The following is a 22,053-nucleotide window of genomic DNA, read 5'->3' as shown; positions in this document are numbered from 1 at the left end:
GCTCTATGTGAGTTAGGTGAAAAATAGAGCAGCACAGGATTGAAAAACCAAGCAACTTTATCTTCAAATTGTGATGAGCGTGCTGAATCGCTATGAAGTTTCTAGCGTATTTTTCTTTGAATATGCTAATCTTGAGTATGGTTTTTTAAGTGTAGATATACAAGGCAATGACGGAATCTGCGATTGACATCGTTCATCAAAATATTCACCAACGGCAATCGATTGGTCATCTGCTGGCACCCGCACCCAATGCAGAACAACTGGAAAGAGCCTTTCAAGCGGCATTAACTGCACCCGATCATCATCGGCTCAAGCCGACCACATTTGTGGTGGTTCCAGATAATCAGCGTGAAGCTTTTGGAGGGTTGCTGTCGCAGGCGCTCGTCGATTTGGGTGAAACTGAAACAGCGCAGATTGAGCGGGTCAAGAATCATCCATTTCGTGCGCCCTTATTGGTGCTTGCCTTAACGCGTTTGCAGGATCATCCTAAAGTTCCGCATTTTGAACAAATCCTTAGTTCAGGCGCAGCCATTCAGAATTTTCTGTTGTCACTTCAGGTTCAGGGTTTCTCGACCATGTGGCGTAGCGGTGCTGTAGTCGAGTCTGGCCTGTTTAAGCAGGCATTGGGAATTTCAAAAGATGATCTGGTCTCAGGTATTATTTATATTGGCACTGCAGCAAAAGCAATTCCAGCACGCGCAGAGATTCAAACCGGTGATTTTGTCAGTTATTGGAACCAGAACAGCTAGTTTGCAGGGTATAACAGGATATTAAAAAATAAGATGTCAGAATTAAATTTCTCAAAACTGGTAGAACCAGTTGCAGTTGATCATAAGACAGCTTTAAGAGTCACAGTATTGGGTGGGGGCAGTTTTGGTACTGCAATGGCCAATACTGCAGTGCGTAATGGTTGCAATACCATGATCTGGATTCGTGACGAAGCAGTTGCGGCAGATATTAATGCCACGCATATTAATAAACGCTATTTGCCAGATTTTAAGTTAGAAGAAAATCTGCTAGCGGTGTCAGATCTGGAACAGGCTGTGCGTGATCGCGATATTATTTTAGTCGCTATTCCGAGTCATTCCTTTCGGGATGTCTTGCAGCAAATCAAACCTTTTATTACGTCGCAAGCCGTGATCTCGCTGACCAAGGGTATTGAAGCCAAAACCTTTAGTTTCATGAGCGATATTATTCGTGAAGTGTTGCCTGAAGTGCCTTATGGTGTGTTATCAGGACCGAATCTGGCCAAGGAAATTGTGGCAGGACAGCCGGCAGGAACCGTGATTGCCAGCCAGTCCGAGCTGGTGCGTTATGCCGTACAACAAGCCCTACATAGTGCCTTGTTCCGCGTATTCGCCAGTGATGATGTGCATGGGGTAGAACTCGGGGGCGCATTAAAAAATATCTATGCTGTCGCGATGGGCATGGCTGCTGCGTATAACGTGGGTGAAAATACCAAGAGTATGATCCTGACCCGTGCTTTGGCCGAAATGAGCCGTTTTGCAGTAAAACTCGGTGCAAATCCGCTGACCTTTCTTGGGCTTTCAGGTGTGGGTGATTTGTTCGCAACCTGTAGCAGTCCGCTCAGTCGTAATTATCAGGTGGGTTACGCACTTGGCAAGGGTAAGACTTTGGAGCAGGCAACAACTGAACTGGGTCAAACGGCAGAAGGGATTAATACCATTTTGCAGGTCAAGGCACGTTCGGAAGAACTCGATGTGTATATGCCGATTACTTCGGCCTTGTATGATGTGATTTTTGAAGGTGCGCCGCCACTCAATATTGCCTTGTCATTGATGAAAAATGGTCATCGCAGTGATGTTGAATTTGTCTTGCCACATCATCAAGTCTGATCTATAACACAGGGACTGTCTGCGAATTGTCATATCAGCTAGTTAACATGCAGGCAAAAGAATATAAGGAAATCAAATGCAACTGACTTTAGTTCGACATGGCGAGGCCGCACCACCGGTCAATGGTAATGACACCAAGCGACCTTTAACGGAGCGTGGTCATCAACAGGCTGAGCAGACTTCACAGTTCTTAAAGGATCTGATTAAGCCTGAAGTCTTTGTGGTCAGTCCGTTATTGCGTGCGCAGGAAACTCTGGCACATTTGCAGCAGTATTTTAAAGATGTGCCGGTGGTGATCTGTAATACCATCAAACCGGATGATGATGCCAAAGTCGCAGTGGAATGGTTGTCGCAACTGCCTTATGAGTCGATTGCAGTGGTATGCCATATGAATGTGGTGGCACATATGTCTTCCATTCTGCTGGCTGAATCTTTTCAACCTTATGCATTGGCAGAAGCACGTATTTATGATCAGGCGGTGATTGCCCCTGGCTTATCCACACAGATAAAAAGCTTTAGTCCTACACTATAAAAAATTAATTAAAACGGCAGAACACAATCAATGTTGTATTTATGGATGCCTGAAGCCAATGGGGTTTGGCAATGGTCAACTGGGGAATTCTGGAACACTGCGGACACATTAGAACAGCTGATTCAGGATATACAGGCTCATCATGGCGAAGAGGCGATGGTATTTTTCCCGAGCCGTCATGTGCAAATTTTGCAGCAGACCTTGCCCAAGAGCCAATATAAGAAAATGGGCAATGATGGCATTAAATATTTGCTCGAAGAATATGTGGTGCTGCCGGTAGATGCCATGAAAGTGCTGCATCATTTTCAACAGCCGGATCAGATCAGCATTATGGGAATTGCGAATTCTACGCTTGAGACCTTGCAACATGCTTTAAGCCTGATCCCGGTCAAGCTAGCAGCTTTGTTGCCGGACTTTTTAGTGCTGCCGGTTCCTGATGCCAATCATCGTGTGATTGCTCAAATTGGTGGGCGTTTGCTGGTGCGCGAGTCGGAATATATCGGTCAGTCGCTAGATGATCTAAGCCTTTATCTGGATTATCAGTCCAAGGACCTCAGCTATAAGGTGAGCAACCTGAATCAGGAGCAGTTGCGTAGTCTTGAAGCACTCATCACTCAGGAGCAACTGGAGTCTTTCCAATATGGTATTCCTGTACTGAAAAAACCAAAACAGCATCCGTTTAATATATTGCCTAAAGCAAAATCTGATGGTGCTATTTCCGGTTACTGGAAAGCCTGCGCGGCAGTTTTTCTGGGTATTTTGGTATTGCAGTTTAGTTATGATGCTGTGCGCTGGTATCAATATAAAAAAGTGGCGAATCAGACTGCCGCGCAAGCCATTGACCAGTTTAAATACTGGTTTGGACAAAATTATCCGGTCACTGAGCAGAATATCAAAAGTCAGTTTGAAGGGCAGTTGCGTCAAAGCCAGATTGCAGATACGCATGCATTACAGCTGATTAGTCGGGTGGGGCCTGTCTTGATGCAAAATCAGATTGTGGCACAACGGGTAAATTATGATACTTCTGTGCTAAGTATGGAGCTTAAGGCTAATTCATCAGAAACGTTAAATGCACTGACCACGCAATTGAGCCAGCAAGGTTTTAAGGTGGAGCTGGGGAATATTCAGGCCAGCGGAACAGCTGCGATCGGACTGGTGAGGATTCAATAATGAAAGGCCTTGAAGCGCTACAAAATCGTATGGATCAGTCTTTTGAAAAACTGAGTGATTATCTGGACAGCTTGTCGGTACGTGAACGGGTAATGGTAATTTTTACCACTGTTTTTGTGATTGTGGCGGCAGTCGGTTCTGCACTCTGGTATATGCATCAGGCGGCAGATACCCAGCAAAAACGCTTAAATCAGCTGAAAGATACCATTGTTTGGATGCAAAGTAATGCAGTAACCATGAAACCGGCTGGGGACACCCAACTGGATGCAGCGGAGAAAGTACAGCGAGTCGCACAGCAGCAAGGATTGTCGGTGGCTTCCCAGCAAATGGAAGGAAAAATTCAATTGGCGGTCATGCATGAAAATTATGCAGTACTGGCAAATTTCCTGACTCAGCTGGCACAAATGGGGCTAAGTATCGAGAAAATGGAACTAAATAATGAGGCAGGACAGATTAAATTAACGGCGACCATACAATAAACGGTAAAAATAAAGATTTGCAAAGCATGGTTTTTTTGTCAGCCTATGCCTATAATATGCCGACTTAAAAAGCAGTAGACTTTTCTGGATATGTTGTATTCTCTAGCCCGCCCTTTGTTGTTTTCTTTAGCACCAGAGCGTGCACATGAGCTGACATTATCACTATTGAAATCATCCCATAAAATGGGCTTGATGCGTCAAAATGTTGCTGCGAAACCTGTGACCTGTATGGGAATCGAATTTCCCAATCCGGTAGGTCTTGCGGCAGGTTTGGACAAAAATGGTGCCTATATTGACGCCCTTGCCGGTCAAGGTTTTGGTTTTATTGAAATTGGTACCATTACCCCGAGACCGCAAGCCGGCAATCCTCATCCGCGTTTATTTCGTTTGCCACAGGTCAAAGCCATTATTAACCGTATGGGCTTTAACAATGATGGCGTGGATCAGCTGGTTGAAAATGTCAAAGCGGCCAAATTTAAAGGCATTCTCGGTATTAATATCGGTAAAAACGCTGATACTCCGGTAGAAAAAGCAGTAGATGATTACCTCATCTGTTTAGAAAAAGTCTATAATTATGCTTCTTATATTACCGTCAACATTTCTTCTCCCAATACCAAAAACCTGCGCAGCCTGCAAAGTGGTGATGCACTCACCGAACTGCTGGAAACACTGAAGAAGCGTCAGCTTGAATTGGCTCAGGAATACCAGCATTATGTACCTTTGGTACTGAAAGTGGCGCCTGATCTGGATAACAGCGATATTGCCTTTATTGCCAAGCAATTATTGCAATTCAAGATTGATGGCCTGATCGTGACCAATACCACACTGTCACGTGAAGGTGTAGAGGGTCTGGAGCATGCAGAGGAAGCAGGTGGTTTGTCTGGCGCGCCAGTATTTGAGAAAAGTACCGCATGTCTGGCTACATTTGCTGCGGTATTAAAAGGACAAATTCCATTGATTGGTGTGGGTGGTATTCTTTCAGGTGCAGATGCTGCTGCCAAGAAACAGGCAGGCGCCAGCCTTGTACAAGTTTATAGTGGCCTCATCTATACTGGACCTAAACTTGTAAAAGATTGTGTAGACGCACTTTAAATCCTATGAATGCCATTGATATCTTTCTACTGATTATCTTGCTCATTGGAGGGCTCAACGGTTTGCGTCAAGGATTTATTAAAGCCTTTGCGAACTTAGTGGGATGGATCTTTGCCCTGATTGTTGCGGCAAAATATTCAACGCTACTTGCGCCGTCTATGGTTGCTCTGAGTACAGATCCAGTCGTACAAAAGATTGCGGCCTTCGCTTTTATCGTCCTGCTGATTGTAGTTCTGACCTGGATCGTTACTGCACTGTTGAACCGTATTTTAAAGAGTCTTAAACTGGGCCCTCTCAACCGTCTGGCGGGTGGTGTCTTTGGTAGCCTGAAAGGTTTGCTGATTGTTCTGATTACCATGCAGGGAATTGGCCCGTGGGTAGAAAGCTCACCTCATTGGAAACAGTCCAAGTTTATTCAAGCCTTATTGCCTTATGCACCTTGGGCGACTCAAATGTCGAAAGAAGCCGCGAATGGCGCACTACAACATATCAAGCCTGAAGGGACATCGAAACCTTCAGCTTCATCATCTGAAACATCGTCCAAGTCTGGAGCTGCAGATGAGTCTACAAATAATCCTTTTTATTAATCCTAGCTTGTCTGCGAGGTTGCTATGTGTGGAGTAGTTGGTATAGCTGGTAAATCACCCGTTAACCAAATGTTGTTTGATGCATTAACGATGTTGCAACATCGTGGACAAGATGCAGCTGGGATCGTGACATGTGATGAAGGACGTTTATTCCTGCGCAAAGACAATGGTATGGTGCGTGATGTATTCCATACCCGTCATATGCGTGCTTTGAAAGGAAATTACGGTATTGGTCATGTGCGTTATCCAACAGCCGGTTCATCGAGCAGTGCTGAAGCACAGCCGTTTTATGTGAACTCGCCGTACGGGATTACCTTGGCACATAATGGTAACCTGACCAATGCTGAAGAAATTCATGATGACCTGTTCAAAACTGACTTGCGTCATATGAACACCGATTCTGATTCGGAAGTCCTGTTAAACGTGTTTGCGCATGAATTGCAAAAACATGGCAAACTGGTACCTACGTCGGAAGATATTTTCCATGCGGTGACGCGTGTGCATGAGCGTTGTAAAGGTGCTTATGGCGTGGTGGCGATGATTACCGGTCAGGGTCTGGTAGGCTTCCGTGATCCAAATGGTATTCGTCCATTGATCTACGGTTCGCGTGAAACTGAACAGGGTATGGAGTATATCATTGCTTCTGAGTCGGTTGCGATTACTGCGCTGGGCTTTAAAGTTGAGCGTGATATTTTGCCTGGTGAAGCGGTATTTATTGATTTAGAAGGTAACTTCTTCACCAAGCAATGTGCAGTGAATGCTGAATACCGTCCTTGTATTTTTGAATATGTTTATTTTGCCCGTCCAGATGCCATCATTGATGGAATCTCGGTGTATAAAGCACGTTTGAAAATGGGTGAGAAGCTGGCGCAAAAAATTCTGCGTGAGTGGGGTGAAGAGCATGATATTGATGTGGTGATTCCGATTCCGGATACTTCACGTACTTCAGCGCTAGAACTTGCCAATATGTTGGGCGTGAAATTCCGTGAAGGTTTCATGAAAAACCGTTATATCGGCCGGACCTTCATTATGCCTGGTCAGCAGCTGCGTAAAAAATCGGTACGTCAAAAACTGAACCCGGTTGAGCTTGAGTTTAAAGGTAAAAACGTACTGTTGGTGGATGACTCGATTGTCCGTGGTACGACCTGTAATGAAATTATCCAGATGGCTCGTGATTCTGGCGCGAAAAAAGTATTCTTCGCTTCTGCAGCACCGATGGTGAAATATCCAAACGTTTACGGTATTGATATGCCAGCAAAATCAGAATTGATTGCATCGGAACGTAGCGTGGAAGAAATCCGTGAAATTATTGGTGCTGACCGTCTGATTTTCCAGGATCTGGAAGATTTGAAAGATGCGGTAAGAACCACCAAAGTACCGGATGTCAAAGACTTTGATTGTTCAGTGTTTGATGGCATCTATGTTTCGGGCGGTATTGATGCGCAATATCTGGATGATCTTCAGCAAAAACGTAGTGACAGTGCCATGAAAGAAAGCAATTATATTGATGTCAATATTGATGCAGCCTCAGTGGATTTGACTGGCGTACGCGAAGTTTAAACATTTAAAATCATCATGAAAAAGCGGGAATTTCCCGCTTTTTTGTTTTATGATGAACCCATTGAAAATCATCATTTTAGGGTTCTGCATTGCGAAACGTAGGATACGATTTTATAAAAAACAAAAATATAGTACTGCCTGTAAGTTTTTGCCTGATTGCAATTCTGTTGACTATTTTTATTATTAATACCGTTGTTGGTCTCTTTGTTTTTTATACTGATCCTAGCCAGTCAATCTTCTGGCATGCGCTAAGTCCTTATCTGATTGCTTTGTTGTTATGTGCCATGATGATCTCGGTCATCTATGAATTCTATATTTTTCGGAATGGCGGTTATTCGCTGGCGAAGCAGTTGGGTGCACGTCGGTTGAGTCCGATGGACAGTATTCCAGAAGAAAGTGCTGCACTGCACATTAACCAGCAACTGTCAGAGACTTTTCTGATTGACGTTCCGGCGGTATATGTGCTGCCCGATGAAGTTGGTGTCAATGCATTGACGGCAGGGTTTAGTCCGCGGGATACCGCAATTATCCTGACTTGGGGTGCGATACAAACACTGGATAAAGTCGAGCTGTATGGCTTGCTCAGCCATGAATTCAATAAAATCCTGTCTGGTGAAGCTGCGGAAAATACCCGTTTGAAAATTCTGTATAGCAGTTTAACTACGTTTAGTCAGTGTGGCAGTAAGATTGCCAAGTCCGGTTTTTATCGAGCGGGTAGTCCTCGTGAAAACAAGTTCGAAACTTTCTATGTTTCAGTGGGCGCGGTGATCTGGCTGATTGGTAGTTTGGGTGTTTTGATTTCCCGTTTCATTAAATATATTTCACTCGGTGGTCGGACCTATAAAAATGATCGAAAGACCCGACGCCTGATTCAAAATGATGCCAATATTCAGACTTTACTCAGAATTCATGTGCATCATTCCGGCTCCCAGATTTATAGTGAATATGCTGAATCCATTTCACATATGTGCTTTGCCAATTCCTTGAGCCCACAAAACTGGCTGAATATTCATCCCCATATCAATCAGCGGATTTATGAATTAAATCCTGCCTTGATTCAGGACTTACAGCTTGAGAATCTGAAAAAACTCAAAAATCAGCCTTTGTTTAGTTTGTTCCGTTCTTTAGAAGAAGTGGTGCCTGAAACTGCAATGAGCTGGAGCTCGCCACAGCCTTTGCCATTATTGCGGCTGTCTCCGATCAGTTTTGCGATTAAAGATGCGATCAAACCACTGAATCCGGAACTTCGGCTCAAGATGCCACGTCCGGAACTGATTGAGCGTGCATTACAAACCGCAACTGGTTCTCGTGAAGTGATGGTCGCCATTTTAATGATCCGTCAATATCGTGAATTTATTCCGACTGAGGCTGAAGTTAGCCGTGCCATTGTAGATTCATTGCTCAATCTGGACGGGCGGGTGCATATCTCGATTTTCCAGCAAGCTTGTAACAATATTGGTGGCATGCCGACAACTGTTGCACGCCAGTTTTTGATGAAGCTGGCACGGATTATTCAGGAAGATGGCGAAATTGGCCTGTTGGATGCATTATTACTGGAATGTGTGAAATACGAACTGAATTTGCTTCCTGCACATACGCCTACAGCACTCGATGAGGTCAAGCCACAGATTGTGCGTTTGATCGACGCCTTGCTGCATGTACAGCAGATTAATAGCGGCAACCAGCTTGAGGTGCGGGAGCGGATTTTAAACCGGATTCTGACCGCTCAGGAACTGGACTTATATAATGAAATTTCTGATGAGCCGATTGATCTAGCAGAAATCCTGAATGATATTGCGGGGCTGTTATTGCGTGATCGCCTCAGTATTTTAGGTATTGCAGAGGCCTGTTTGTGGAGTGATCGTATCGTGACACAGGATGAGTTGGACGTGATGGAGCTGTTGTATTGGCGCTTGGGTTTTGAGGCAGAACAGGTCGTTCAGCAAATGTTAAAGAAGAACAGTTTAACCATTCTGTAGAAAATAAATGAGAACGCGCAGCTTTAGCCGGAATCTGTTATAACAGCAGGAATGGTTTAATTGTGTATTAAAAGCACGGTTTTTAGCAGACAGCTAAACTTTGTACTAGAATCCATCAGGATAAAAAAGAAAAGCTGAAAAAGTTCGGCAAAGCACAGGCAATCCGGCTAAAATGTTCAGCCTGAAATTGGTGATGATGAAAAGATGATTGGGCATCAGCGTGACATACTGGCAACATTAGGAATCGATCTCTGGATTCCTAGGGACAGCGCATGTCAGCCGCACCAGGTTTCGATCTGGCGTGATCAGGCTGCACCTGAATTTCACACCGATATCGTCTTACCACAGCCTGCTTCCGTAGAGGCGTTGGCTGATCTACCGATTCCTGAGCCAGAGCCAATTGTTACGCTTAAGGTTGATACACCACCTGCGGCACCGACTCACATTGTACCTGTTCAGGAACAGCGTGAAATCGTACAAATCCCGCCATTCAGTTTGCAGGCTTTAAGTCTGGCACATTGCAGTATCGTGATTGATGCAACTGCAATGACCGAAGACACCCAGAATTTATGGGGCAATATCCAGCGTGCAGTCCCAGGTGAGTTTCATGAGCTGAACTGGCCATTTCCCTGGGCCAATGTTCAGGATGGACGTGGTGTAGAATCCTATATTCAGGGTTTTCTGGATGGAATGAGTGCAGAGAAAAATATTATTTTCCTCGGGCCTGCAGCGCATATATCAAATACGAAAATGATCCAGTTGGCATCTTTACAAGAAATGCTGGATCAGCCGATTCTAAAAAAACGTTTATGGCAGTTTATGCAAAATAGGACTGCCAGTCTGGAATAATCTTGCTGTGGAATAAAAATAGATGAAACAAAAAGTGGTTGTATTTAGTCAAATTGATACTGATATTCAAAACAAGCTGGAACAAAATTATCAGGTGAGTTATATACAACCGAAGCTAGGCGATGTGAATCAACAGCTTTTGCAGCAGGTTCAGGATGCTGATGGCATGATTGGCGCAGGGCGCTTGTTGAATCGCGATAATCTGGCCAGTGCCACCCGGTTAAAAATTATCTCCAGTGTCAGTGTCGGTTATGACAACTATGAACTGGATTATTTAAATGAAAAGAAAATTTATCTCAGTCATACGCCGCATGTACTGACTGAAACCACTGCTGACCTGGCTTTTACTTTACTGATGTCAGCAGCACGCAAAGTGGCTTACCTGGATCAATGGACCAAGCAGGGACAATGGCAGCGTACCGTGGGCGAAGCACAATTTGGTATGGATATTTTTGGAAAAACCCTCGGAATTATTGGTCTCGGTCATATTGGAGCTGCAATCGCACGTCGTGGTTTTTACGGTTTTAATATGAATATTCTGTATCATAATCGTCGGGAAAAACCAGAACTTGCTCAAGGGTTGAATGCGAAATATTGCCAGCTTGAGGAACTGTTACAGCGTTCTGACTTTGTGGTCGTTGCAGTAGATTTGAATGCGGATTCTAAGGCGCTGATTGCGACAGCGGAATTGGCTAAAATGCAATCCCATGCAGTATTGGTCAATATTTCACGTGGCTCGGTCATTGATGAACAGGCATTAACTTCAGCTTTAAAAGCCAAGCAGGTTTTTGCTGCCGGTCTGGATGTGTATCAGAAAGAGCCGTTAAAGGAATCGGAATTATTCCAGTTGGATAATGTGGTTACATTGCCACATGTGGGTTCGGCCACTGCAGCCACCCGTAAAAAAATGGCAGAACTGGCTTATCAGAATCTTGTTGATGCCTTGGAAGGACGAGTGCCCCGTTATGTGGTCAATCCGGAATTTTAAAATGCATCTGATTCGTCGTTTAAATGGTATTAAAAAATAACATTTTCTTGCGTCTCTGCTCATTGTTCAATGCTATATTCAAGATAAATTAGATCGGCAGGATTAGAGATTTTTCATTGAAACGATTGGCGCTGGCGTGTGGCTTAAGTCTGTATATGGTAGCAGGGCACGGCTCTAACCATGATTTTAATCAAGTAAATGTACAATTTTCTGTGCCTGATATTGGTACAGGCGTCGGCTTACTCGATCAACAAAAAGAAAAAATGATCGGTGAAAAAGTCTATCGTGAAGTGCATAAACAAATGCCGGTCCTGCAAAATCCATGGCTTGAAGATCAGTTGCTTTCAGTATTTTCTCATATCCTGAGTCAGACTCAATTGCAACAGCCGATCGGTTTGCTGGTCATTAATGATCCCCAAATTAATGCTTTCGCCGTACCGGGTGGCCTCTTTGCACTTAATGCTGGTCTGATTAATTCAGCCCGAAACATGGATGAAGTGGCAGGAGTGATGGCGCATGAAATTGCACATGTCACACAACGTCATTACAGTCGCTCTCAGGATGCATTTAAAGGGCAAGGTTTACTGGCGCTAGCCGGAATTCTCATCGGTGCTTTGGTCGCTTCTCAGGCAGATGGCGATGTCGGCACAGCGGTCATGATGGGTTCACAGGCAGCACTTCTGGATAAACAGCTTACCTATAGCCGTAATCAGGAGCGTGAGGCAGACCGGATTGGTATGCAATATATGTATCGTTCCGGTTATAACCCGCATAGTATGGCAGATTTCTTTGAGGTCATGCATCGCTCGACCAGCCGCTTAAGCTTTCTGCCGGATTTCTGGTTCACTCATCCACTCACCACCGAGCGTATGAGTGAAGCACGTTTACGTGCCAACCAGCTTCCTGCGGTGAAACGCAGTCTCAATGACCAAGACTTTGACATTATCAAGTGGTATAGCAGGGTATTGTCTGGTCAGACCAATGCAGAGCAGCTTATCCTGATGGACCGGCAAAATAATTTTGCAGGCCAGCTTGCCTTAACTGCCTATCGAATACAGCAAAGTGATTTCCAGGCCGCGCAGGCCACTTTAGATCGAGCAAAAAAGCATAACCAGATGCATCCTTTACAGGTTTTATTCCAGACTGATATTTATTTAGCTCAGAACCAGCTTGATGCAGCTTTGGAAAGTGTAGCGTCAGCAGCGCGGATCATGCCGGAAAATCGAGCGCTCAATTATAAATATGCAGAAGTGCTGATTCGCGCCAAGCAACCCGATAAAGCAAAAGTTTTAGTGCAGCGATTTCTAAATGCCAATTCACGGGATGTCAGTGGCTGGCGACTAATGCAACTGGCTGCCAATGCAGAGCCAGATTCGCCGATTAAGGCTGCTAATGTGCTGCGCTATCGTGCAGAAGTAGAATATTGGTCAGGATATGAAGAAACTGCCATCAAATCATTATTACATGCACAGCGTAGCGTAAAGAATAATCAATCTTTATCGTCCACCATTCGCCAGCGTCTGAAGCAGATGCAGCAGGCACATCAATATAAGATTTAAAGCTGAACTGGGTTTTAAGTTTTTGTATCAGGATGATATAGCAAGAATATATTCAATCAGGCTACAATCTTTTTGAAAGATCAGCGTGAATCAAACTGAAGCATAATATGAAAAAAATACTATTGGGCGTGTGTCTACTGGGGTGGAGTTATGGGGTTTTTGCTGCGAGTGCAGTTGAATATGTAGAAGCAATAGAACGAATTAATGCGGATTATAAAAAGGAATCGCGTCAGTTTTTAAGTGGTTTAAATCCGCAGCAACAGGGATTTAGTCCTGAGCAGAATGCAAAATTTTGTGGAATTGTAGGACGTTATGTTGATCGTTTATATCAGGCCGCTGACCAGAATCGTCCTTATCTGGATCGTCAGTTTCAAAATATGAGTAAACGGGATGTAATTGTAGAAGTGAAATCGTCGAAAGAGATGCAATTACTTAAGCGTTATCAGGTCGATTGTAATTTGCAATGAGAATACGTCAGGAACTGTCTTTGATTAAAGGCAGTTCAACGTTAAAGAGAAAATGCTAGAGAGTATGGATTAAGCAAGTTGCGCTTTGATTTTGGCGGAAACTTGTGCAGGATCGGCGCGCCCGGCTATGAGCGGACGCAGAGAATTCATCACCTTACCCATATCTTTCATGCTAGTAGCTTGTTGCGCTGCAATAGCTTGCGCAATCATGGAATCAAGTTCTTCCTCAGTCATAGCTTCTGGTAGAAACTGAGACAAAATCTCAATTTCGGCTTGTTCCTTACTAGCTAAATCATCTCGGCCAGCGCCTGCAAAGGCTTTAACCGATTCTTTACGTTGTTTAATTTGTTTTTCAATGACCGCAAGAACCTGAGCGTCGTCAAGTTCTTTGCGCTCATCGACTTCGATTTGCTTAATTGCTGCCTGTAGACTACGAATGACCGTCAGCTTGGACATTTCTTTGGCACGCATTGTTGCTTTCAAAACATCCGTGATTTGGTCTTTTAAAGTCGTCATTATTTATTCAAGGCAATCAATCACAAATTAATCTTAGTAAAGGCGAGTTGTACGTACTGATTCACGCGCCAATTTCTTTTGGTAGCGTTTAACAGCAGCAGCTTTTTTGCGCTTACGTTCTTGAGTTGGTTTCTCGTAGAATTCACGCTTACGTACGTCAGCAAGAACACCCGCTTTTTCGCATGAACGTTTGAAACGACGGATAGCTACGTCTACTGGTTCGCCTTCTTTCAATTTAACTTGTGGCATGAAGAATCCTCATATCAGTTAGGGTAAGATCTCGGGCTGAATTGCCCTCAATCACAAGTGAAGGTCAGTATTTTACTCATTTACATCTCATACCACAAGTCTATAATAGTTGCTGCAATAGAATTGATACAGGTTATAGGCAGTTTAATGATCGTTTTAGGCTTGGAAACGTCGTGTGATGAAACAGGACTTGCGCTGTATGACAGCGAGTTGGGTTTGCGCGGACAGGTGCTTTATAGCCAGATTAAACTGCATGCAGAATATGGCGGTGTAGTTCCAGAGCTGGCGTCACGTGATCATGTGCGTAAACTGATTCCACTCATCAATGAGCTGCTTGAACAGAGCGGCGTGAAAAAATCAGAAATTGATGCAGTCGCATATACCCGTGGCCCGGGTCTGATGGGCGCACTCATGACAGGCGCATTGTTTGGTCGTACTTTGGCCTTTGCACTGAATAAACCCGCAATTGGTGTGCATCATATGGAAGGTCATATGCTGGCACCTTTGTTGTCAGAAACTCCGCCTGAGTTTCCATTTGTTGCATTATTGGTATCGGGTGGACATTCTCAGCTCATGGCTGCTTATGGCATTGGCCAGTATGAATTGCTCGGTGAATCCATTGATGATGCGGCAGGCGAAGCCTTTGATAAAGTCGCGAAAATGATGGGCTTGCCATATCCGGGCGGTCCGAATATCTCTAAATTGGCGGAACAGGGCGATCCAAATGCATTTGCATTCCCACGCCCAATGCTGCATCAAGGTCTGGAATTCTCATTCAGTGGTCTAAAAACGGCAGTTTCTGTACAGATGAAAAAACTGGGTGATGAAAACCGCGATGCCGACATCGCTGCCAGTTTTCAGGAAGCCATTGTCGATACTCTGGTGAAAAAGTCGGTGAAAGCATTGAAGCAAACGGGGCTTAAACGTCTGGTGATTGCGGGCGGTGTCAGTGCCAATAAGCGTTTACGTGAGCGTTTAGAAGCAGATTTAGCCAAGATCCGTGCATCTGTTTATTATGCTGAACCTGCACTCTGTACAGACAATGGTGCAATGATTGCTTTTGCGGGCTATCAGCGTTTAAAAGCAGGGCAGCATGATGGCTTGGCGGTGACCACCACACCACGCTGGCCAATGACGGAATTGACTAATCCGACAGAGGCATAGATTTCAGGCTTGAAAAAAAGAGGCTAAGGCCTCTTTTTTATTGTGAATTTTTAAATGAAAACTTATAGCAACGGTATGTTGTAAATATATAGTTTTATAGCTGTATTTAGAGCTTGTATATTCTATTGAAACCGGAAAAATAGTTTAATAGCTTAAGTTTATATCATGCATATTTTTACAGGTTTGTAGCAGAGGCAATCTCGGATGGAAAATATAAATTTCAAAAGTTTTCAGGATGCTGGAGAGGCAGTATTAAAGTTTCTGCATCAGCATTTTGGCTTTGATTTATGGATGATTACCCGGGTAGAAGGCCAAGACTGGATTGTGCTGCAAAGTGAAGACCATGGTTATGATATACGACCCGGCCAAGTGTTTCAGTGGGCTGATTCTTTTTGTTCTCATATGGTCGCAGGTAAGGCCCCGAGAATTGCACCTCGCTCTGAAGAAATTCCTTTATATGCCACAGCGCCGATTAATCAGCAGGTCTGTATAAAATCTTATATTGGTCAGCCACTCCTTAAAGAAGATGGCAGTTTGTTTGGAACGCTCTGTGCGATTGATCCAGAAACCAAATCAGAAGCTATTGTGCAAGATATACAACTGGTCGAGTTGTTGGGACAATTACTCAGTTCGATCTTGCAGGCAGAATTACGTCAGAGTGAGCAGATGAGACAGCATGAATTATTGCAGGAAGAAGCCAGTAAAGATGAATTGACCGGGCTATATAATCGTCGCGCTTGGGAAAAACTGCTGCGAGCAGAAGAAGAGCGTTGCAAGCAATATGGTCATCCCGCCGCTGTATTATTTATTGACCTGAATGACCTAAAAAAAGTGAATGATAATTTAGGTCATGATGAAGGTGACAAACTGATTCAAAATGCAGCGCAAATATTACGAGATAATGTACGGATCAATGATATTGTTGCTCGTTTCGGTGGTGATGAGTTTGTGATTCTTAGCGTGGAAAATGATGAAACGGGTACTGAAAGTTTAGTGGATCGTTTAATTAATGCCTTTGCAGCAGCAAACATTGGCGCAGCGATTGGTATGGCGATGCGTCATCCTGGTCATGGTTTATTTGCAGCGCTCGCACAAGCGGATCAGAACATGTTTGAATATAAGCGTCGGAAAAAATTCAGTGAATCCGTGACCAATCTAAAATAATTGACGCTTTAAATCTTCTGTAAATAATTAAGTATTTCATATTATAAAAATGATCATTTTCTATGTTCTAAAGTCATCCTATCTTTTAATATTCTCCTTCATTCCTATGTGTAGAAGTTGAACATGATTCTCCATAAAAAGAAAATTCAATCCATCTTTAACTTAACCATTACAAATTTTATAAGCTTTGTTGCAAAGTAAATTGACCTAATTAAATGCGCTTTAATCGTGTTGAAAAGTGACTCTGGTAAGGAGCGAGCTTCAAATAAGCACTTCATTTCTTATGATAATTGTTGTTTGAAATATACATTAAAATTACAGAACCAAAAATTTCTTTGTTTAAAAATAAAGCGCTATCTAAGGATAAAACTGGTTGCCAAGAAAAAACATTACCGGCAGAAATAGCATTTGAGCTGTTCAGTTTCGAGATGGCCAATCTTTAGTGATCACCAAATAAAAATGCAAAGAAATTTTAGGGAATAAATTTTATAAAAAAGCAGATTTCTATCTTTGGACTCGCTCTTGTCTCGGGTTTAATGAGTGCCTGTGGTGGTGGGGGAAGTAGCTCAGACAGTCCTACTGTCACTACACCTCCAAATGTTCCGAAAGAAAGTATTTCCTCTGAGCTTTCAGAGGAATTTGTCCTGCTTGAAGATCAGGACATTGTAGACAAAATTCGAGATAAAATTTCCGGAAATACCAGTAATGATACCGACTATAACGTTGCTCTAGGTCACATGATTGGAGAAGTATTTGCAGATTATCCTTATGGGCGTACTGCACGTATCATCAAAATTTATAATCTGGGCATCAATAGTATTAAATATCCAAATCTGATCTGTTCGGAAGTCAATACCACTGGTTCGGTCAAAACCCTGAAATTAAAAACAGATAAAGATAACTGTATTATTCTGGATAAAACTTACCGTAAAGGCTCAAACATTACTCAGACGGTGAATGGTGACACGACGACTTTAAGCTTTAGCAATGTCCGTTATGGTTCAAATGTAGATTTTAATCTCAAGGACGACTACCTGATTTCTGGCACAATTGTGCATCGTAAAACCAAAAATAACATGGGTGAATCCGAATCTTATCAAATCGATCAGTTGGAATTCCAGCGTATCGCCGAGACCGGTCAGGCAGGTACTTCTGGAATCGCGTTTGATACAAAGAGCAAAGAATATCTGCAGGTGCGTAATTATAATTACAGCTTGGTCGATGATTATGGCAGTGGCAGTAATGGGATTCGTACCTTAACCAGTCGTGGTACGATTATCGGTCAGCCTGATCTGACAGATTATCGTTACAGTTTTGATTTTAATACCACGACACCATTTAAAATGGATGAAACCGTATTAAATAACTATAAGCATTTGCCAAAAGAGGGCGTGCTTAGAATTAAGGACAGCGATGATCAGGTAATTGAGGTCAAACAGAACCAGCCTGAATCATTGAAGGCTACTGTTTATTTCAATGGCAGTGAAATTGATGACCTGCTATGGTCTACCATTATCGGTGATAAACAATAATTCGAGATGTCAAAAAAGCCCTGTATTTCCAGGGCTTTTTTTATTATTGATTGGGGAGAAGTCTTTATTACAAAACTATTTTGAATAGCCGTGCTAATAAATCAGGTAACTGTAGCATCCAATAACAATTCGGCGGGATAAACCGCTTGCCATGAAGTTTTAAACTGTTTATGCACTTGGTCAATTGGGAAAGTACTGAGTTTTGCAATATTTTGCGCTTTTTGAATATTGTCGGCGCGCATATATGCAATCAAATAGTCCTGACCATGAAGTTGCAGATAAAACCAGGACTCGACATGAACCTGTTCAGCCTTAAGCGTTTCAATTACTTCGTCTTGACGTGCTTTCAAAGTACGCTGCCAGTCATGAACTTGCTGCATGTGTAAGGGCTTAAGTTGAATGAGAACTGCGCCGACATCCATAATTTTAATTTTCTTTTGAGTATCATCATTATATAAATGATTTATATGAAAAAAGCGACCTGAGCCGGTCGCTTTTAAGTTGTTAAGAGGCATTTAGTTGGGTTGAACCAATCCAGTGCTTGGAAAACTGATAGGCAGCACGTCCTGAACGTTGACCGCGTGCCTGACACCAGCGTAGGGCTTCAGCACGGGTTTCTGGCGTGAGTTCCATGCCTGCCTTTTTGAGGTAATGTTCGACAATTTCCAAATACAGGTTCTGATCCATTGGATAGAAAGACAGCCATAAACCAAAGCGGTCAGACAGTGAAATTTTTTCTTCAATCGCTTCCTGAGGATGTAATTCAGTATATTGCGGCACATCAACTCGGGTAACGGGCGTATTTTCATGCATGAATTCGGGTAATAAATGACGACGGTTACTGGTCGCATAAATCACAAAATTGCTGGAACCGGACTGTAAAGAACCATCCAGAACACTCTTTAAACTGCGATAATTTTCATCTTCGGCATTAAAGGCCAGATCATCACAGTAGACAATGAACTTCTCTGGACGCTCTGCAATGAGTTGCTGAATTTGAGGCAGATCGGATAAATCATCCCGTTCGATTTCAATTAATCGTAACCCTTGATCTGCATACTCGGTGAGTAGGGCACGAACAATGGAGGATTTACCCGTACCGCGTGAACCGGTCAGTAAGACATCATTGGCAGGTAAGCCGTTTAAAAACTGCAACGTGTTCTGGATGACTTTTTCTTTTTGTCGCTCAATCCCTTTTAAATCGGCCAGTTCCATCTGTCTAAGCTGATGAATAGGTTTGAGTTCACCATGTTGCCATTTATAGGCATGAGCAGAAAAATCAGGAATTTGTTTTAGTTCGGGCAGACTTTGCTGAAGTTGCTGCAGAACAGTCGAAAGGGCATTTAAAATATGGTCAGGTAACTCAATTTTCGCCATGATTTAACATTACAGATTTAAAATTATGGCTAAGATAGTACCATTGCAAAATTCACAGTCAAAGCCAGAAAAGTATGATAATTTGCTTAAAGTAGAGAATTTTCGTTATTGTAGAGGATAGAAAATTTGTACACATTTTCTGGCTCTGGGTACGAGCTGTATCAAGAATAAATATAGGGAAAAGGCAGATGCTGTTTAAAGATTTTACTCAGGATATTAATCCACATCAGGCCTATCGTATTAAAAAGCTCAAGCAGCAGCTGCAACAGGCTGAGTCCTATGAGGAATGGAAATATATTGCCCTGAAAATAGATGAAGAATCAGGTGCACAGGAATGGAAATTTGATAACAGTTCACCCTACTTTGATGCAGAAGTGATCGCACATCGTCTGGGTAAATTACGACGCTATCGACAACAAAAGCGCACCCGTGACCTGATGTATATTTTGCGCGAAGGCCTGAGCTACGATATTGCCAACATTGCCCATCCTCTACTGTTTACCGAAGCCTATGTGGGCACTAAAAGAATTATTGAAGATTATGTCGAAGAAGTCAGCCAAGGCTTAGCCTATATTGCTTCAATAGACTGTACCTGTCTCAGTATGGAAGAAAAAATCGAATATTTTCAGCATTGTCAGCGCGCCTATGGCCAGCCAGCCCTGATGTTTTCCGGTGGTTCGACGCTGGGTCTGTTTCATACTGGTGTATGCAAAGCCTTAATGGAGCAGGACTTGTTGCCGAAGGTAATGTCCGGTTCAAGTGCGGGTGCCATCATGACCGCCATGTTAGGTGTATCCAAACCTTCGCAATATATTGATATTTTGAAAGGCCATAATTTCTTTCATGAGGCTTTTCATTTCCGCACCATGAGTGAATTGATGAAAGGTAATGGTGGTCTGGCGGATGTAAAATATCTAAAAAAATTTCTGGTCGAAAATCTGGGTGATCTGACCTTCGAAGAAGCACTCAAAACCTCAGGTCTGCATATCAATATTGCGGTTGCACCTTATGATGCTGGACAGGATGCACGCATTTTAAATGCCTATACTTCTCCGGATTTGCTGGTCTGGAGTGCGGTACTGGCGTCTTGTGCGGTGCCGGTTCTGTTTCCACCGGTTCGTTTGACCAGTAAGCGCTATGATGATCAATATACGCCTTATATGGGTTCAACCCGCTGGGTGGATGGCAGCGTGCGCAGTGATTTTCCGCAGGAGAAAATGGCACGCCTGTATAATATCAATTATACCATTGCCAGTCAGACCAACCCGCATATCGTGCCATTCATGCAGGATGATATTTCACGTTTCCGTAAAGGTACTTTGAGCTGGCCACAACGAATTGTTCGCCGTCAGGGCGCGGTGATTACCAAAGGAATGATGGATTTCGCCCGGGAACATGCCGGTAGCTTGCCTCCTGTACGCCGTCTACTGGATCATGGCTATGGTGTAGTTGACCAGCGTTATTATGGTGATGTGAATATTGTCGGTAAATATAGCCTACGCCACTATAGCTATATGTTGCAAAATCCGCGGCCGTATCTGTTTAAAATTTTACAGCGTGAAGGGGAGCGGGCTACTTGGCCAAAAATCTCCCTCATTGAGACTCAGGAACGGGTCGGGAAAACTATTCAGCATTGTCTGGAGCTGCTAAATTATCAGCATACACTTAATCCAATACCTGAATACATTGCCACGACTTAATTTAGATCATCTCGATATTTCTGATTTTGAACTACGAACCAAAGCCCGTAGTCTGGGTTTTGGTCGGCGTCTTTATTATGCCAAGGGAAATGCGCTCTGGCTAAAAACCCAGATATCGCATAGATCTGATAGTTTAATATCATCTCCACATGCTGAACTAGGCTGGCAACATGAGCTGGATTTTTATCAGGCTCATGCCAGCTCAGGTGATCTAAATTTTTTCCTTCCACATCAAATTATTCAACAGCCTTTCAAGATCAATCATGAACAATTTGAGCAGGCCTTAATTCTGGTCGATGCGCCGGCGCATTTTCAGATCATGCCGCATCAGCAATCCATCACGCAAATTCGGCAACATTTGCTGCAAGCTGTGGAGCCTTTAATCTGCCTGCAAGAATTGGGTTATTTGCATGCCGATTTAAAGCAGGAACATTTTGTAAATAATCAGGGCAGGGTCTGCCTGCTTGATTTTGAGCATGTCCAAATACTCCATCAGAATGACCTGCATGAACTGAATGCGACACCGCGTTATATGGCGCCGGAACTATTCCAAGGCCAAGCCAAGAGCCTACAAAGTGAAGTTTATGCTTTGGGTGTTATTTTTTATGAGTGGTTGAGTGGTCAGCGTTTACAGGCGACAGATTATCTGGATTGGGCCTTTTTGCATTGTCAGCGTCTGAAAGTTGAGTTACCGCAGCACTTACAGGCTTTTCAAGGCTTATTAGAAGAAATGTTAAGTAAGCAGAAGCAGCATAGATTGGCCGATTTTCAAGCTGTGAAAGACTACTTAATGACTGAAATTGAATGAGAAAAATACAATAAAACTTGAATTGTTTCTTATTTAATCAAACGAGTGTTTTTTTATGATAAACGGCTTGTCAGCTGGAAATGATCTCTATAATATACACAGCCATTGGGGACGTGGCGAAATTGGTAGACGCACTGGATTTAGGTTCCAGCGCCGCGAGGTGTGAGAGTTCGAGTCTCTCCGTCCCCACCAATTGATATTTGGGTAACTGGATATTGGGTGGAAGTAGAGGATTGGTGTAATGGTAGCATGACGGTCTCCAAAACCGTTCGTCAAGGTTCGAATCCTTGATCCTCTGCCAAAGTTTGAAAGAAATCCAACGCTAAGTTGGTACCCTGATGGGGACGTGGCGAAATTGGTAGACGCACTGGATTTAGGTTCCAGCGCCGCGAGGTGTGAGAGTTCGAGTCTCTCCGTCCCCACCA

General features: G+C 43.4%; 22 protein-coding genes and 3 tRNA genes. 21 read left to right on the top strand and 4 right to left on the bottom strand.

The window, feature by feature from the left end:
- Positions 1–167: 167 nt before the first annotated feature.
- From AC13CK_RS05105 to AC13CK_RS05045, 13 genes are all read left to right on the top strand, one after another.
- The gene (locus tag AC13CK_RS05105) at positions 168–749 is read left to right on the top strand and encodes a nitroreductase family protein (RefSeq protein ID WP_044112675.1); all 582 of its coding nucleotides are present in this window, start codon (positions 168–170) and stop codon (positions 747–749) included.
- Between the two features lie 33 nt (positions 750–782).
- Positions 783–1,856 (top strand): NAD(P)H-dependent glycerol-3-phosphate dehydrogenase, encoded by a 1,074-nt coding sequence (locus AC13CK_RS05100; protein ID WP_253100218.1) that lies wholly within the window; start codon positions 783–785, stop codon positions 1,854–1,856.
- Between the two features lie 76 nt (positions 1,857–1,932).
- Positions 1,933–2,388 (top strand): phosphoglycerate mutase family protein, encoded by a 456-nt coding sequence (locus AC13CK_RS05095; protein ID WP_005246746.1) that lies wholly within the window; start codon positions 1,933–1,935, stop codon positions 2,386–2,388.
- 30 nt (positions 2,389–2,418) lie between these two features.
- On the top strand, positions 2,419–3,558 hold the full coding sequence (gene gspL, locus AC13CK_RS05090) for a type II secretion system protein GspL (RefSeq protein ID WP_425878047.1): 1,140 nt from the start codon (positions 2,419–2,421) through the stop codon (positions 3,556–3,558).
- Entirely contained in the window at positions 3,558–4,037 is a 480-nt protein-coding gene (gspM, locus tag AC13CK_RS05085; protein WP_219309653.1) for a type II secretion system protein GspM, read from the top strand. The genes gspL and gspM overlap by 1 nt, the downstream gene beginning before the upstream one ends.
- 90 nt (positions 4,038–4,127) lie before the next feature.
- Positions 4,128–5,129, top strand: a complete 1,002-nt coding sequence (locus AC13CK_RS05080) for a quinone-dependent dihydroorotate dehydrogenase (RefSeq protein WP_219309651.1) — start codon at positions 4,128–4,130, stop codon at positions 5,127–5,129.
- 5 nt (positions 5,130–5,134) lie between these two features.
- The gene (locus tag AC13CK_RS05075; protein ID WP_005246742.1) at positions 5,135–5,716 is read left to right on the top strand and encodes a CvpA family protein; all 582 of its coding nucleotides are present in this window, start codon (positions 5,135–5,137) and stop codon (positions 5,714–5,716) included.
- 24 nt (positions 5,717–5,740) lie between these two features.
- Complete coding sequence (gene purF, locus AC13CK_RS05070) at positions 5,741–7,276, top strand: amidophosphoribosyltransferase (protein WP_180038885.1); 1,536 nt, start codon at positions 5,741–5,743, stop codon at positions 7,274–7,276.
- A gap of 89 nt (positions 7,277–7,365) precedes the next feature.
- Positions 7,366–9,255 (top strand): M48 family metalloprotease, encoded by a 1,890-nt coding sequence (locus AC13CK_RS05065; protein WP_004729955.1) that lies wholly within the window; start codon positions 7,366–7,368, stop codon positions 9,253–9,255.
- A 204-nt stretch (positions 9,256–9,459) separates the two neighbouring features.
- Positions 9,460–10,104, top strand: a complete 645-nt coding sequence (locus AC13CK_RS05060; protein ID WP_219309645.1) for a hypothetical protein — start codon at positions 9,460–9,462, stop codon at positions 10,102–10,104.
- A 22-nt stretch (positions 10,105–10,126) separates the two neighbouring features.
- The gene (locus AC13CK_RS05055; RefSeq protein ID WP_219309643.1) at positions 10,127–11,092 is read left to right on the top strand and encodes a 2-hydroxyacid dehydrogenase; all 966 of its coding nucleotides are present in this window, start codon (positions 10,127–10,129) and stop codon (positions 11,090–11,092) included.
- Between the two features lie 116 nt (positions 11,093–11,208).
- Positions 11,209–12,651 (top strand): M48 family metalloprotease, encoded by a 1,443-nt coding sequence (locus AC13CK_RS05050; protein WP_425878053.1) that lies wholly within the window; start codon positions 11,209–11,211, stop codon positions 12,649–12,651.
- 107 nt (positions 12,652–12,758) lie between these two features.
- The gene (locus AC13CK_RS05045; RefSeq protein WP_005107293.1) at positions 12,759–13,118 is read left to right on the top strand and encodes a hypothetical protein; all 360 of its coding nucleotides are present in this window, start codon (positions 12,759–12,761) and stop codon (positions 13,116–13,118) included.
- Between the two features lie 69 nt (positions 13,119–13,187).
- Here AC13CK_RS05045 and AC13CK_RS05040 read toward each other — a convergent pair whose 3' ends face one another.
- Both AC13CK_RS05040 and rpsU read right to left on the bottom strand, forming a co-directional pair.
- A complete protein-coding gene (locus AC13CK_RS05040; RefSeq protein ID WP_004280076.1) occupies positions 13,188–13,634 on the bottom strand; it encodes a GatB/YqeY domain-containing protein in 447 nt (148 codons plus the stop codon).
- A 33-nt stretch (positions 13,635–13,667) separates the two neighbouring features.
- Entirely contained in the window at positions 13,668–13,883 is a 216-nt protein-coding gene (gene rpsU / locus AC13CK_RS05035; RefSeq protein ID WP_001136722.1) for a 30S ribosomal protein S21, read from the bottom strand.
- Positions 13,884–14,030: 147 nt separating this feature from the next.
- On the opposite strand from rpsU, the gene tsaD reads away from it, so the two are divergent.
- The 3 genes from tsaD (at position 14,031) to AC13CK_RS05020 (ending at position 17,743) form a co-directional block, all read left to right on the top strand.
- The gene (tsaD, locus tag AC13CK_RS05030; protein WP_004280030.1) at positions 14,031–15,047 is read left to right on the top strand and encodes a tRNA (adenosine(37)-N6)-threonylcarbamoyltransferase complex transferase subunit TsaD; all 1,017 of its coding nucleotides are present in this window, start codon (positions 14,031–14,033) and stop codon (positions 15,045–15,047) included.
- Between the two features lie 204 nt (positions 15,048–15,251).
- Positions 15,252–16,211, top strand: a complete 960-nt coding sequence (locus tag AC13CK_RS05025; RefSeq protein WP_425878059.1) for a sensor domain-containing diguanylate cyclase — start codon at positions 15,252–15,254, stop codon at positions 16,209–16,211.
- Between the two features lie 488 nt (positions 16,212–16,699).
- The gene (locus AC13CK_RS05020; protein WP_425878574.1) at positions 16,700–17,743 is read left to right on the top strand and encodes a hypothetical protein; all 1,044 of its coding nucleotides are present in this window, start codon (positions 16,700–16,702) and stop codon (positions 17,741–17,743) included.
- Between the two features lie 101 nt (positions 17,744–17,844).
- Here AC13CK_RS05020 and AC13CK_RS05015 read toward each other — a convergent pair whose 3' ends face one another.
- The gene (locus tag AC13CK_RS05015) at positions 17,845–18,258 is read right to left on the bottom strand and encodes a DUF6176 family protein (RefSeq protein WP_004646620.1); all 414 of its coding nucleotides are present in this window, start codon (positions 18,256–18,258) and stop codon (positions 17,845–17,847) included.
- Positions 18,248–19,120 carry an ATP-binding protein gene (locus AC13CK_RS05010; protein ID WP_004280026.1) on the bottom strand — a complete coding sequence of 291 codons (873 nt, stop codon included), beginning with the start codon at positions 19,118–19,120 and terminating at the stop codon, positions 18,248–18,250. Before AC13CK_RS05010 ends, AC13CK_RS05015 begins: the two co-directional genes overlap by 11 nt.
- Before the next feature lie 188 nt (positions 19,121–19,308).
- On the opposite strand from AC13CK_RS05010, the gene AC13CK_RS05005 reads away from it, so the two are divergent.
- The 5 genes from AC13CK_RS05005 to AC13CK_RS04985 all read left to right on the top strand — a co-directional run bounded on the left by AC13CK_RS05005 (position 19,309) and on the right by AC13CK_RS04985 (position 22,053).
- Entirely contained in the window at positions 19,309–20,820 is a 1,512-nt protein-coding gene (locus AC13CK_RS05005) for a DUF3336 domain-containing protein (protein WP_247143634.1), read from the top strand.
- Positions 20,807–21,628, top strand: a complete 822-nt coding sequence (locus tag AC13CK_RS05000; RefSeq protein WP_213687139.1) for a protein kinase domain-containing protein — start codon at positions 20,807–20,809, stop codon at positions 21,626–21,628. The genes AC13CK_RS05005 and AC13CK_RS05000 overlap by 14 nt, the downstream gene beginning before the upstream one ends.
- A 107-nt stretch (positions 21,629–21,735) precedes the next feature.
- Positions 21,736–21,820, top strand: a tRNA-Leu gene (locus AC13CK_RS04995).
- A gap of 35 nt (positions 21,821–21,855) precedes the next feature.
- Positions 21,856–21,929 (top strand) — tRNA-Trp (locus AC13CK_RS04990).
- Between the two features lie 39 nt (positions 21,930–21,968).
- Positions 21,969–22,053 (top strand) — tRNA-Leu (locus tag AC13CK_RS04985).

It is taken from the genome of Acinetobacter sp. L-24 (assembly GCF_056857555.1).
Note: the sequence above shows the minus strand (reverse complement) of the source record. Positions and strands in the feature narration are given on the sequence as shown.